Annotated in this window: 10 protein-coding genes; 4 read left to right on the forward strand and 6 right to left on the reverse strand. The window is 32.9% G+C overall.

All coding sequences use genetic code 11. The features are described from left to right. Window positions 1–49 precede the first annotated feature (49 nt). Entirely contained in the window at window positions 50–1,525 is a 1,476-nt protein-coding gene (locus C7H52_RS12530) for a sulfatase (protein WP_106464243.1), read from the forward strand. Between the two features lie 71 nt (window positions 1,526–1,596). Here the strand turns inward: C7H52_RS12530 and C7H52_RS12535 are convergent, their stop codons facing one another. The 6 genes from C7H52_RS12535 to C7H52_RS12560 form a co-directional block, all read right to left on the reverse strand. Beyond that, on the reverse strand, window positions 1,597–2,046 hold the full coding sequence (locus C7H52_RS12535) for a KTSC domain-containing protein (protein WP_106464244.1): 450 nt from the start codon (window positions 2,044–2,046) through the stop codon (window positions 1,597–1,599). A gap of 187 nt (window positions 2,047–2,233) precedes the next feature. Beyond that, entirely contained in the window at window positions 2,234–5,590 is a 3,357-nt protein-coding gene (gene secA, locus C7H52_RS12540; RefSeq protein WP_106464245.1) for a preprotein translocase subunit SecA, read from the reverse strand. A 151-nt stretch (window positions 5,591–5,741) separates the two neighbouring features. Next, window positions 5,742–5,963: a DUF2795 domain-containing protein gene (locus C7H52_RS12545; RefSeq protein WP_106464246.1), complete on the reverse strand. Its 222-nt coding sequence runs from the start codon at window positions 5,961–5,963 to the stop codon at window positions 5,742–5,744. 148 nt (window positions 5,964–6,111) lie between these two features. Beyond that, window positions 6,112–6,684 carry a cob(I)yrinic acid a,c-diamide adenosyltransferase gene (locus tag C7H52_RS12550; protein WP_106464247.1) on the reverse strand — a complete coding sequence of 191 codons (573 nt, stop codon included), beginning with the start codon at window positions 6,682–6,684 and terminating at the stop codon, window positions 6,112–6,114. Between the two features lie 312 nt (window positions 6,685–6,996). Beyond that, entirely contained in the window at window positions 6,997–7,767 is a 771-nt protein-coding gene (locus tag C7H52_RS12555) for an O-methyltransferase (RefSeq protein WP_106464248.1), read from the reverse strand. A 156-nt stretch (window positions 7,768–7,923) separates the two neighbouring features. Further along, a complete protein-coding gene (locus C7H52_RS12560; RefSeq protein WP_106464249.1) occupies window positions 7,924–9,786 on the reverse strand; it encodes an ABC-F family ATP-binding cassette domain-containing protein in 1,863 nt (620 codons plus the stop codon). Window positions 9,787–9,899: 113 nt separating this feature from the next. Here C7H52_RS12560 and C7H52_RS12565 point away from each other — a divergent pair, with 113 nt between their 5' ends. The 3 genes from C7H52_RS12565 to C7H52_RS12575 are packed head-to-tail and all read left to right on the forward strand — an operon-like array spanning window position 9,900 to window position 14,049. After that, window positions 9,900–10,691, forward strand: a complete 792-nt coding sequence (locus C7H52_RS12565) for a polysaccharide biosynthesis/export family protein (protein WP_317045579.1) — start codon at window positions 9,900–9,902, stop codon at window positions 10,689–10,691. A gap of 1 nt (window position 10,692) precedes the next feature. Continuing rightward, a complete protein-coding gene (locus tag C7H52_RS12570) occupies window positions 10,693–13,146 on the forward strand; it encodes an exopolysaccharide transport family protein (RefSeq protein WP_106464251.1) in 2,454 nt (817 codons plus the stop codon). 9 nt (window positions 13,147–13,155) lie between these two features. Continuing rightward, on the forward strand, window positions 13,156–14,049 hold the full coding sequence (locus C7H52_RS12575; protein WP_106464252.1) for an ABC transporter permease: 894 nt from the start codon (window positions 13,156–13,158) through the stop codon (window positions 14,047–14,049).

A 14,049-nucleotide genomic window follows, 5' to 3' on the forward strand; every position in this document is an offset into this window, starting at 1 on the left:
GCTTAACGAAGTTGTTTAATCTTTTTTATTTTTGAATAAATTAGTTTTTATGAAATATATCAGCGCAAGTTTTTTTATCATTTTATGTGTATTAATGTCTTGTAAACAACCACAGGTTGGTCAATCTATAAAAAAGGGACCTAAAAAAAACCAACCCAATGTGCTGTTGCTTTATATGGACGATTTGCGCCCGGAACTTGGAGCCTATGGTTCCAGTTTAGTCAAAACCCCTCACATAGATAGTTTAGCTTCCCATGGAGTAACTTTTAAGGAAGCTTACAGCAATGTATCTGTTTGTGGGGCATCTAGAGCTTCCATGCTTACAGGAATTAGACCTACACGAACGCAGTTTTTAAATTATAATACGTTTGTAGAAAAAGAAACGCCTAATGCCATAAGTTTACCGTTACTCTTTAAACAAAATGGGTACACGACCATCTCTAATGGTAAAATTTATCATCATTTAGATGATAATGATACCGATTTTGATGAGGTTTACAGACCTTATGCATTTGATAACAACGATAAGAATTTAGCACCAACCGATTATTGGCAATCGCTTTGGAAAGACTATCAAAACCCTGAAAATAGAATAGAGTATAAGCAAACCAATACAGGTCCGGCTTATGAAAGTGCAGAGGTAGAAGATTCGGTTTATATTGATGGATTAATGACAGAGAAAGTTATTAGAGATATTAAAAAACTAAAAAACAGTAAGCAACCATTTTTTTTAACTGCAGGTTTTATTAGTCCGCACTTACCTTTTAATGCACCAAAAAAATACTGGGATATGTATCCTAGAGCATCTATAAAATTACCAAATAATAATATTATTCCTAAACATGCTCCTGCGTTAAGTATTAGTAATTGGCCAGAAATGAGAGCTTACAGTGGTATTCCAAAATCTGGTCCTGTTAGTGATAGTTTAGCAAAAACCTTAATTCATGGGTATTATGCCACTGTAAGTTATACCGATGCTTTAATTGGTAACATAGTATCAGCCTTAAAAGCTGAGCAATTGTACGATAATACTATTATAATATTGGTTAGTGACCATGGTTATAATTTATCTGAACATACACAATGGGCTAAATTTACGACTCATAAAATATCTTCTCAGGTGCCATTAATTATATCGGCACCAAACTATCGGGAAAACGTATCGTCTTCAGCTTTGGTAGAATTGGTAGATGTGTACCCAACATTAACCGATTTATGTCAACTTAAAAATCCAGTAAACCAGTTGGAAGGCGAAAGTTTAGTGTCCCATTTTACCTCTTCAAATGCAACAGGAAAAGAAGTTCTGTTCTTAAAAAACGGCAATGGTTATGGTTTAAAAACAAAGGAATTTGGATATACAGAGTTTATTCACCCAAAAACCAAAGCGCTTTTAGCAAGAACCTTATACGACCACAGCAAAGATCCAGAAGAAACTATAAATGTAGCAGAGCTTCCGGAATATGCCTCAACCGTGTTTCAATTACATCAAACCTTACATTCTAAATTTAAAGCCAATTTGGAGTAAACTTTTTTTTCTAAAAAGAAAGCGGCTTTATAATAAAATTACAAAGCCGCTTTTTTAGGAGTTTTAGAAACTTAAACCGTTTCCATACTTTTTTTAGATTTACGATACAAGTAAGACGTAAATACATTTCGCTTTGCAAAACGTGTTAATTTGTCCGACTGGCACATTTTTACATACACATTTCTTGGTACACCAAAATACTCATAAGTCGTACCGTCTAAAAATGTAATTTCTAAACGTAAATTTTTATATTGAAAGTCTGCAATACCAGAAGTATTAATGGTTTCGGTATATTCTTCTTGGTATTTCTCTCTGGTTTCTGGAGCAATACTTACTAGAAAATGATAGGCATCAATAATTTTACGTCCCATTTCTTCAGCTTCAGCAGCTTTTTCATCGTCTGCCTGAAATTTATCCGGATGCCATTCTTTAACTAAGTTTCTGTAAGTTGTTTTCAACTCTTTTAAAGTTGATTTAGGCTCTGCAGCAAATAAGGTTCTGTATTCTTTAACGCGTTTCATATCAATTTTTTAAGAAAGCGCAAAGGTAGTTTTTAAATTAGGTTTTAAAACCATTATTTTAATTTTATTTAATTCTGAATTTTTTTAGTTTTAATCGATTTAAGTTGGTTGAGTTTTTTAGAGTGAGTTATAAAAAAAAATCTCAAAACCGAAGTTTTGAGATTTTCATATACATATTTAGAAGACTTTAGTTATTGAAAATCACCCAAGTACCTTGTTTTAATAAAGGCTCTGCTTGTTTGTATTTTACATCTTTACTTTCACCCGTCATCACGTTTTTAATAGTCACTTTATCATTACGTCCAATTTTTGGTTGGTCTCTAACAATAGTTTCTACAACTTGTTGTTGTGGTTGCGTTTGTCCAGCTTGTCTGTTTTGAGCAGAACGCTCATCTAAATTCGGAATTTCTTCTTTTTGAGTTTGTAATTTCTCTTTGCTTTTTACTTCGCGAGCTTCACTTATAGCTGAAGAATCTTGAGTAGGCAATTCGCCTTTAAATAAAAATGAGATCACATCTTTATTTACCGTATCAATCATAACTTTAAATAACTCGAAAGCTTCAAACTTATAAATTAATAAAGGATCTTTTTGTTCGTGTACGGCTAATTGGACCGATTGTTTTAACTCGTCCATTTTACGTAAATGCGTTTTCCAAGCATCGTCTATAATGGCTAAAGAGATATTTTTCTCGAAGTCTACAATAAGTTGTTTACCATTAGTTTCGTAAGCTTTTTCTAAATCGGTGACAACTTGAATAGATTTTACACCATCTGTAAAAGGTACTACAATACGTTTGAATTGCTCACGTTGAGTTTCATATACATTTTTAATAACAGGGAAAGCTACTTCTGCATTACGCTCCATTTTAGATTTGTAATGTGCAAATGCTTCCTTATAGACTTTTTGTGCAATTTGTAATGCTGAAAGTTTAGCAAATTCTGCTTCAGAAATAGGTGAACTCATAGAGAAATAACGAATCAATTCAAATTCGAAATTCTTAAAGTCGTTAGTTGCTTTATTTCCATCTGAAATCACTTCAGCAGTATCGTATATCATATTGGCGATATCGACACTTAAACGTTCACCAAATAAGGCGTTGTAACGACGTTTGTACACCACTTCACGCTGAGCATTCATAACATCATCGTACTCTAATAAACGCTTACGAACCCCAAAGTTATTTTCTTCAACTTTTTTCTGTGCTCTTTCAATAGATTTAGAAATCATAGAATGCTGAATGACTTCACCTTCTTTTAATCCCATTCTATCCATCATTTTGGCAATACGTTCACTACCAAATAATCGCATTAAATTATCTTCTAAAGACACATAAAATTGTGAGCTTCCTGGATCTCCTTGACGACCAGCACGACCACGTAACTGTCTGTCTACACGACGCGAATCGTGACGTTCTGTACCAACAATAGCTAAACCACCAGCAGCTTTAACCGCTTCACTTAACTTAATATCTGTACCACGACCAGCCATGTTTGTTGCAATAGTTACTTGTCCTGGTTTTCCAGCTTCGGCAACAATATCGGCTTCACGTTTGTGTAATTTCGCATTAAGTACATTGTGCGGTACTTTACGAATAGATAACATTTTACCTAATAATTCCGATATTTCTACATTAGTAGTACCAATTAAAACAGGTCTTCCGGCTTGTGATAATTTGGTAACTTCGTCTATAACGGCGTTATATTTTTCTCTTTTGGTTTTATAAACTAAATCTTCTTTGTCTTTTCTGGCAATTGGTCTGTTGGTAGGAATTTCTACCACATCTAGCTTGTAGATTTCCCAAAATTCTCCTGCTTCTGTAACCGCAGTACCTGTCATACCAGACAGTTTACGGTACATTCTAAAGTAATTTTGAAGTGTTACGGTTGCAAAAGTTTGTGTGGCATCTTCAATTTTTACGTTTTCTTTCGCTTCAATCGCTTGGTGTAACCCGTCAGAATAACGACGACCATCCATTATACGTCCGGTTTGCTCATCTACAATCATGACTTTATTGTCCATAACCACATATTGGTTATCTTTTTCAAATAAAGCGTAGGCTTTTAATAGCTGACTTAAAGTATGAATACGCTCCGATTTAATTCCGAATTCTTTAAAAAGCTCTTCTTTCTTTTCAGCTTCTTCTTCTTTAGAAAGATTTAATTTTTCAATTTTTGCAATTTCTAAACCTATTTCTGGTAAAACGAAAAAGTCTGGATTATCTGCTCCCGAAATGTATTCAACACCTTTATCGGTTAATTCTACTTGATTGTTTTTTTCTTCAATAACATAGTACAATTCCGCATCTACCTTAGGCATTTCGCGGTTATTGTCTGCCATGTATGTGTTTTCTGTTTTTTGAAGTAATTGCTTGTTTCCTTCTTCACTTAAAAACTTAATTAATGCTTTATTTTTAGGAATACCTCTGTAAACTCTTAATAATAAAAAGCCTCCTTCTTTGGTGTCACCTTCAGCAATTAATTTCTTAGCTTCTACTAAAACACCAGTTAAATATTTACGTTGTACCGAAACAATGTCGTCTACTTTAGGTTTTAATTCTGTAAACTCATGGCGGTCTCCTTGTGGGATTGGACCGGAAATAATTAATGGCGTACGCGCATCATCTACTAAAACTGAATCGACCTCATCTACAATAGCGTAGTGGTGTGGACGTTGCACTAAATCGTTTGGAGAGTGCGACATGTTATCACGCAGGTAATCGAAACCAAATTCATTGTTTGTCCCGTAAGTAATGTCTGCATTATAAGCTTTACGACGCGCATCACTGTTAGGTTGATGGTAGTCAATACAATCTACACTTAAACCGTGGAACTCAAATATTGGTGCCATCCATGCACTATCTCGCTTCGCTAAATAGTCGTTTACAGTTACTAAATGCACGCCTTTTCCAGCTATGGCATTTAAATACATTGGCAGGGTTGCAACTAAGGTTTTACCTTCACCAGTTTGCATCTCTGCAATTTTACCTTGGTGCATGGCAATACCACCAATTAACTGCACATCGTAATGTACCATGTCCCATGTAATGGCTTTTCCTGCAGCATCCCATGAATTTGCCCAAATGGCTTGGTCACCTTCTAAGGTTACATTGTCTTTAAGTCCAGAAATATGACGGTCAAACTCATTTGCGGTTACAGTAATTTCTGTATTATTAGCAAAACGCATAGCGGTTTCTTTAACTACAGCAAATGCTTCAGGTAAGATTTCGTTTAAAACGGTTTCTGTTGCCGCATAACTTTCATCTTTAATTTTATCAATTTCTTGATAAATGTCTTCGCGACGGTCTATATCTTCGGTAGCGTCTGCTTCGTTTTGAAGTTTTTCAATTCTATCGTTAAAAGGTTGTCTTGCCTCAGCAATTTTCCCTTTAAATTCTGCAGTTTTAGCACGTAGTAAGTCGTGAGAAAGTCCAGAAAGAGAACTTTCAAAAGATTTTACTTTTTCAACTAAAGGCATTATGGACTTTACGTCTTGTTTAGACTTATCGCCTACAAACATTTTTAATACAGAATCTAAGAAACTCATTGGTATAATAGTATAAATTCAAAACTTACATTTTGAATATGGATTATTGTTTTATTTAGGTGTTAAATATACGTAGTGTAAAGGATAACCAGAAGTAAAAACACAAAAAAAGTCCCTAAAAATAGAGACTTTTGTTAATAGTTTATGAGAATTAATATTCGTCCTCGTTCCACAGATAATCTTCCTCTGTAGGATAGTCTGGCCAAATCTCTTCAATTGAATCGTAAGCATCATCTTCATCTTCAATAGATTGAAGATTTTCAACAACTTCTAGTGGAGCTCCTGTACGGATAGCGTAATCGATTAATTCATCTTTTGTTGCCGGCCAAGGTGCATCACTTAAATACGATGCTAATTCTAAAGTCCAATACATTATTTATATATTTTAATTTTTGCAAAAATAATTTTTTAGTTTAAGTATGCAAGTAAAAAGCAATTTATTTTACTGTTATAATTTTGTTAAGAACTCTTTGATACTTAAAACTATAGATTATTAATTTATAAGAACGTTGCCAAAAAGTTTAGTTTTTTTCTGGAATCCACTTTACTTCATCGGCTTGTAAGTCATGAGACAACTTTCGTGCCAGTACAAAAAGGTAGTCAGAAAGTCTATTTAAATACTGAAGCGTTTCTGGTAAAAACGGATCCAATTCATAAAGTGCTGTGGCTAAACGTTCTGCGCGTCTGCAAACGCAACGTGCTATGTGACAATATGACACTGTGGTATGTCCGCCAGGTAATACAAAATGCGTCATTTGTGGTAAGGTTTCATTCATAGAATCCATTTCTTTCTCCAAAAGCTCAATGTCTTCTGAAGTGATTTTTGGGATATTTAAACGTTCCTTACCATTTTTTAAAGTGGCTTTTTCAGGATCTGTTGCTAAAATAGCACCTACGGTAAACAACTTATCTTGGATAGTGATTAATGTATTTTTATAATCCTGATGCATGTCTTGGTCGCGAATTAAACCTATATGCGAATTTAATTCATCTACGGTACCGTAGCTTTCTATGCGTATGTGGTGTTTTGGAACACGAGTTCCTCCAAAAAGGGCAGTAGTTCCTTTATCTCCAGTTTTAGTATATATTTTCATTTTGTATCTATTAACTATTTGCTTTTGGCATTAGCGAGTTAGTTTAACGAAAATAAGGGATGTAATTTTAAAAGTGAAGTGATTTGAGTTAAAATAATAGTAGCGTTGTTATTTGTGTTTTTTATTGTTAATAATAACTAAAATGTAACCAATTATTAATGCGATGATTAACCAATGCCAACTCATTTTTTAAAACGTCGTTCTATTTTCTTCTTCTTATAACTATTTTTATAATTTTTATTCTTCCTCATTGGATTTCCAACAAAAACAGCAATTATTATAGTACCTATTATTAAAAGTCCAATCATTTTTCTATAATCTAATCACAAAATGTTCTCTAGCTTGCTCTTGTCTTATAAATACAAATCCGCACCAAAAACAATCAATAGTCACGGTTACTTTGGGGTGCGTTTTTATAAGTTCCCAAGCTTCCGTCATCTCCTTAGACCAATAAATATCATCAAAAAGAAAAACAGTATCGTTGTGTGCGTGGTTCAAAAGTTGATTAAAATAGGCAATGGTAGCTGTTTTGGTATGATTGCCATCAATATATATCACATCGAATGGGTTCTTTAATGTTGGAATCACTTCAGAAAAATCACCGTTTAAAACTGTGATATTTTTAGTGTGATGAGCGTCTAAAGAACCAGTAGTAAATGAAGCTATATTTGGGCAACCTTCAATTGTGGTGATTTCTGAATTTTTATGTCCTAAATGAAGCGCGTAAGTTGCTATCCCTAAAGATGTTCCTAATTCTAAGACTCGTTCAGCTTTAAAATAGTGGTTTAAGCGATAGAGTAGTTGGGCTCTTTTAATTGTGCTTCCAGCGCTTCTGGCGATTTCAGAAATCTGCCTTGTGTTACTTTTTGTTATCCGAGAGCCTGGACCTAAGTCCGTTACTGTAAGTTTAGTATTGTTGTTTAATAACTCTTTTTTGTAGGCTGAAATTTTATTGTAAGCCTCATAGGTTTTCTTGTCATAAAAACATTTAGTCACTAAATTGAACACAAAAGGCGAGTGGACTCCATGCTGATTGGTGGATTTAGCTAAAAATTTAAGATATGATATTATTTGATGAAACACTTTTTAAGCTATTAATTTTAAAGTTCTCGATACGTTTTACTCGTTTCTCGCAAAACACTCGAACTGACCATGTTTTTATAATTTAATGTTTTATTTTACTGCCTACTGCCTACTGCCTACTGCCTACTGCCTACTGCCTACTGCCTACTGTCACAACTAACTTTCCATTTTTTCAGTTAACTCGAGCCAACGTAATTCTTTTTCTTCAATTTCGTCTAAAATGGCTTGAACTTTTTCAGAGAGTTTTACTATGTCTTCTTGAGATAAATCTGGATTTAAGAATTTTTTTTCTAATTCAGTTTTATCAAATTCCAAGGATTTGATTTTACTTTCTATATTTTTATATTCTTTTTGTTCGTTATAACTTAAAGCAGTGTTACTGTCTTTTTTCCAAGATGATTTTTCAGATGTATTCTGTTTTTCTTGCGGCTCTGGATCTTTACTGTCGTCGTATGCTCTAAAATCGGAATAATTTCCAGGAAAATCTTCTACAACACCTTGACCTCTAAACACAAACAAGTGGTCTACAATTTTATCCATAAAGTAACGGTCGTGAGATACTACCATTAAACATCCGGGAAAATCTAACAGAAAGTCTTCAAGGACATTTAGGGTAACAATATCCAAATCGTTAGTAGGCTCATCTAGAATTAAAAAATTAGGATTCTGTATTAAAACCGTACATAAATATAAACGTTTACGCTCTCCACCACTTAATTTCTCGACAAAGTCATATTGTTTTTTACGATCAAAAAGAAAGCGTTCTAGTAATTGTTGCGCGCTAATGGTGCGTCCTTTTTTAAGAGGAATATGGTCGCCAAATTCTCTAAGAATATCTATAACTTTTTGTTCTGGTTTTGGTGTAATACCACCTTGTGTATAATAGCCAAATTTAATCGTGTCTCCTGTAATCACTTTACCAGCATCTGGCTCCATTGTTCCTGTAAGGATATTTAAGAAGGTAGATTTTCCCGTCCCATTTTTACCAATAATACCAATACGGTCACTTTTTTGAAAGTTGTAATTAAAATTGTCTAATATAGTTTTGTCTTTAAATGACTTTGATACTTTATGGAACTCTACAATTTTACTACCAAGACGCTCCATATTTAGTTCTAGCTCTACCACATGGTCTTTTCTGCGTTGGTGGGCTTTGTGTTTAATATCGGCAAAGTCGTCTATACGGGATTTTGATTTGGTTGTTCTGGCTTTAGGTTGCTTACGCATCCAGCCTAATTCTTTTTTATAGAGTTGCTTGGCTTTATTTGTTTCGGTTTCAAACTGCTCGATACGAGCTTCTTTCTTTTCTAAATAATAGCTGTAATTACCTTTATAACTGTAAAGTTCCTCATGGTCTAATTCTATAATTTCATTACAGACACGCTCTAAAAAGTAACGGTCGTGCGTCACCATAAAAAGCGTCATGTTTTCCTTAGCAAAAAAACTCTCTAGCCATTCAATCATTTCTAAATCTAAGTGGTTGGTTGGCTCATCTAGAATTAATAAATCGGGTTTATTTATTAAGGCATTAGCTAAAGACAAACGTTTTTTTTGTCCACCAGACATGGTGCTTACTTTTTGCTCTAAGTTGTCCAGTTTTAGTTTAAATAGAATTTGTTTGTATTGGGTTTCAAAATCCCAGGCTTGATGTAATTCCATTTGCTCAAACGCTTTTTGATATACATCTTCATCTTCAGGATTAAGAAGTGCTTTTTCGTAATTCTTTATGACTTTTAGAATATCGTTATCGCTATTAAAAATACTTTCTTCCACAGTCAAATTAGGATCTAAAATAGGCTCCTGAGGTAAAAAAGAAATTTTAATATCTTTTCTAAACACAATCTGACCAGAGTCTGGTGCATCTAAACCCGCCAACATATTTAAAATAGAGGTTTTACCCGAACCATTTTTGGCTACAAAAGCAATTTTTTGATCTTTATGTACACTAAAAGAAACGTCTTTAAACAGCTCTAATTCTCCATAAGATTTTGATATGTTTTCTACATTAAGATAATTCACGCGCTCTATTTTTTTTGCAAATTAAAGACAATTATTATAAAATAAGGCTTAATGTTTTGATATTAGTGCATTAGACTTATATTTGTGTTTCACAATTTTTTGTTAAAATGAAAATGAAATTTCTAGTGTCTATTATACTTTGTGCGCTATTTTTAAGCTCATGTATTACTAACAAAGATGTGGTTTATCTACAAGATAAAGGAACGGTTGTAGATACTTTAGCTATTAATGCCGCAGCAAAGCCTTACCGATTAAATATAAACGACCAGTTAAAAGTGTCTTTTAAGACTGAGCTTGGGCAAGACATTCAAGAAGTTACCAAAATATTTAATGTTACTGAAAAAGAGCCAGGAGATACAGAGCAACAACTATATTTTAGTGGTAACACAATAGATGTTCATGGCAATATAGAGTTTCCTGTTTTAGGTAAAATTAATGTATTAGGTTATACTTTAGAGGAAGTGGAAGATAAAATTAAAGAGTTACTTTATGAGTATTATTTTCAAGATGACGTAGAGCTTTATGTTACAGTTAAGCTTCCGGGCTTAAAATACACCACACTAGGAGAAATAGGTTCGAGTGGTCCTAAAGTACTTTATAAAAATAGAGTAAATATTATTGAAGCAATTGCCAATGCGGGAGATATTTCTCAAACCGGGGACCGTAAAGATGTTTTAATTGTAAGACAGTACCCGCAAGGTCAAAAAATACACCATATAGATTTAACAGATATTGCAGCAATGCAATCTGAGTTTTATTATATAAAACCCAATGATATCATTATGGTAAAACCTTTAAAGCGTAAAGCGCTTGGTGCAGGTCAAACCGCAACCCAAACATTTACTACAATAGCATCTATATTTTCGGTGTTAGTATCTACTTATTTTTTAGCTAGAAATTTATAATATGAGCGATACAGAATCTCAAGAATCAGGGCAATTAAATTTTGACTTTAAAGCGTTTGTGTTTAGAGTTATAAGCTACTGGAAATGGATTGCATTAGCACTTATTGTATTTATATATATTGTATATCATCAAAATATAAGACGTGAGTTTCCATATACGTTAAGTTCTCAAATTTCTATTCAAGACGATAAAAACCCTTTATTTACCTCTAATACCAGTTTAATATTTAATTATGGTGGGATTTCTGGTAAGGTGCAAGAACTGGTTTTAAACTTAAAATCCCGCAAGCATCATGAAAAAGTTGTGGATAGTTTGGATTTACATTTAAGTTATTTAAAACAGGGTCGTTTCTATAAAACAGATATTTATGGCGCACAACCTTTTCGGTTTATTGAAGCGGATAGTGCTCAACAAATTCTTAATATTCCTATAAAATTAAGTTTTACCTCAGCAACACGTTTTAGTTTGGAAATAGATTTTGAAGACATTAAATCTATTTCTACACAAAACTTTATAACCAAAAGAGTTAAATCTTTAAAAGTTACTCCAGGTGTTTTTAAAAAGGAATTTAATTTATACGACGAAATAACTCTGCCATTTCTGGCGGGGAAATTTGTTTTAAGACCAGAATATACTTTAAAAAAAGGAGACGAATATTTTATTCAGTTTAGCGAGTTTAATGCAACTGTGACTAGTTTTAATAGGGCTTTTAATGTATTAAATGACCAAAATTCTCCCTTGTTGACTTTAGTGTTAACCAATAAGAATAAAGCCAAAATAGTCGATTACTTAAACACATGTACCTTTATTTTAGAGCGGGACCAATTAATTAAAAAGAATGAATTTGCAACAAAAACAATTGCTTTTATAGATAGCCAACTTGCCAGAGTAAAAGGGCAGTTAACTACCAATGCAGATTCTTTAAACGACTATAAGCGGAAAAATAAAATATTTGATATAGAACAGGAAAGTACTACGCTTTCTTCTAAAATAGAGGGTTTAAAAGAACAGAGAGATGCATTAAGAGAGAGTCGTGTTTCTTATGATATTTTAGAAAATTATTTAAAAAGTAGTGACGATTTTACTAATTTTCCAGCCCCAGCTTTGGAAGGTATTACAGAAGGAAATATATCCTCCAATGTCTCTCAAATCACTGCTTTATCTGTTAGAAAATCTAACTTAGAGAAGTCTTTAAAAAGTGATGCGGCTGTATTTTCAGATTTAGATAGACAAATTAAAGCGTTAAAAACCGTGTTGTTTGAGAATATTAGCGCAGTTAACAAAACTATAGATAGCCAAATCCGGTCTATAAATGGTAGAATAAGTAGTTTAGAAAGTACTTTTTCAGTACTGCCAGAACAGCAACAAGAATTACAAGCTATAGAACGCCGTTATTTACTAAATGAAGCTACTTACAATTTATATTTAGCAAAACGAGGAGAAGCAGACCTAATAAAAGCCAGTAACGTATCCGACATTCAAATTATAGAACCTGCAAAGGATACCGGCCAAGGTAAAAACACGGTAAACCTTAATATTAGATATGTTTTTGCTGTGTTTGCGGCATTTATACCATTTGTTTTATTAGGTGCGGTCGTGACTTTTTTTGATAAGAAATTTCATGCTCCAAAAGATTTAGAAACTGCCACTCAAATACCTCTTTTAGGTGTAGTTGGTAAAAATGAGACTAATAGTAACTTAGTTGTGTTTAACAAACCTAAATCACCAATAGCAGAATCCTTTAGAGCTATTAGGTCTAATTTGTCCTTTTTTTATAATCAGAAACAAATTAGTGGATCAAAAACGGTTTTGTTAACTTCATCCATAAGTGGAGAAGGTAAGACCTTTTGTTCTATAAACATTGCTACAGTGTTTGCTCTAAGTGAAAAGAAAACGGTTTTAGTTGGGTTAGATTTAAGAAAGCCTAAAATATTTGATGATTTTGGTTTAACTAATGATATTGGAGCGGTTAACTATTTAATTGGTCAAAAATCTGTTAAAGAAGTTGTAAAACAAACACAAGTACCAAACCTGGACGTCATCCTTTCAGGACCTATACCACCTAATCCTTCAGAACTTTTAATTGGAGATGCAATTGAAAATTTAATCAAAGAATTAAAAGAAAATTACGACTACATAATTTTAGATACACCTCCTGTAGGATTAGTAGCAGATGCTTTTGAATTGATAAAATATGTGGATACGTCTATTTATGTTGCGCGACAAGATTATACAGAACGAAGTATGTTAGACTTAATTAATACAAAATACAATAAAAAAGAAGTTAAGTCTATTAGCACCTTATATAATTATTATGACGTTAAAGGACGATATGGTTATGGTTATGGGTATGGGTATGGTTATGGGTATGGCAACTATGCTAACGGATATCATCAATTAGAAACAAAACCATCTTTATGGAAGCGTTTAAAAGCAATATTAAAACTAAAATAATAGTTTGAAATGAAAAAAAACGATTCGGAATGGCTTTATACTATTTCTCCCAAAAAAAGCTTAATTAATTTAAATTTTGTTGAAATTTGGCGCTATAGAGATCTGTTATTACTTTTTGTAAAGCGTGATATTATAACGCTTTATAAGCAAACCGTATTAGGACCTTTATGGTATTTCATACAACCCTTATTCACATCTGTGATTTTTACACTAATATTTAATAATATAGCTAATATTGATACAGGGAATGGAATTCCGCCTTTCTTATTTAATTTAATTGGGATTACAACTTGGAACTATTTTAGCACTTGTCTAACAGGGACTAGTGATACGTTTAAATCCAACCAAAATATTTTCAGTAAGGTTTACTTCCCTAGAGTTATTACACCTTTATCTGGAGTTTTATCTAATGTTATTAAATTTGGTGTCCAACTTTTAGTTTTTATACTATTCTACATTTATTTTTATATTAGTTTAGTTGATACACAAATGACAGCAAGACCAAATGAGTATATAGCATTACTACCATTTGTCATTTTATTAATGGCATTGTTAGGATTAGGTCTGGGAATGGTTATTTCATCAATGACAACAAAATATAGAGATTTATCATTCTTGGTTGGTTTTGGAGTTCAGCTATTAATGTATGCTTCTGCGGTTATGTATCCTTTATCTTTAATTGAAGAAAAAGTTAGAAATGGTTCTATCCCAGAAATAGCTGGATACTTAGTTGCATATAACCCAATGAGTACGATTATAGAGTTGATGCGTTATATAACTTTAAGTACTGGAGAATTCTCATTATTTAATTTAGCTTACACTACAATAATTTGTGTTTTAATTTTTTTAATCGGATTAATAATTTTCAATAGAACTGAAAAATCCTTTATTGACACAGTTTAA

The sequence above is a fragment of the Aurantibacter aestuarii genome (assembly GCF_003008425.1).
Lineage (GTDB): Bacteria > Bacteroidota > Bacteroidia > Flavobacteriales > Flavobacteriaceae > Aurantibacter > Aurantibacter aestuarii.

What these genes read in the sequence shown, in the direction of transcription:
- C7H52_RS12575 (WP_106464252.1), top strand. Translation starts at nt 13,156, where the DNA reads ATGAAAAAAAACGATTCGGAATGGCTTTATACTATTTCTCCCAAAAAA.
- C7H52_RS12550 (WP_106464247.1), bottom strand. Translation starts at nt 6,684, where the DNA reads ATGAAAATATATACTAAAACTGGAGATAAAGGAACTACTGCCCTTTTT.
- secA (WP_106464245.1), bottom strand. Translation starts at nt 5,590, where the DNA reads ATGAGTTTCTTAGATTCTGTATTAAAAATGTTTGTAGGCGATAAGTCT.
- C7H52_RS12545 (WP_106464246.1), bottom strand. Translation starts at nt 5,963, where the DNA reads ATGTATTGGACTTTAGAATTAGCATCGTATTTAAGTGATGCACCTTGG.
- C7H52_RS12530 (WP_106464243.1), top strand. Translation starts at nt 50, where the DNA reads ATGAAATATATCAGCGCAAGTTTTTTTATCATTTTATGTGTATTAATG.
- C7H52_RS12565 (WP_317045579.1), top strand. Translation starts at nt 9,900, where the DNA reads ATGAAATTTCTAGTGTCTATTATACTTTGTGCGCTATTTTTAAGCTCA.
- C7H52_RS12570 (WP_106464251.1), top strand. Translation starts at nt 10,693, where the DNA reads ATGAGCGATACAGAATCTCAAGAATCAGGGCAATTAAATTTTGACTTT.
- C7H52_RS12535 (WP_106464244.1), bottom strand. Translation starts at nt 2,046, where the DNA reads ATGAAACGCGTTAAAGAATACAGAACCTTATTTGCTGCAGAGCCTAAA.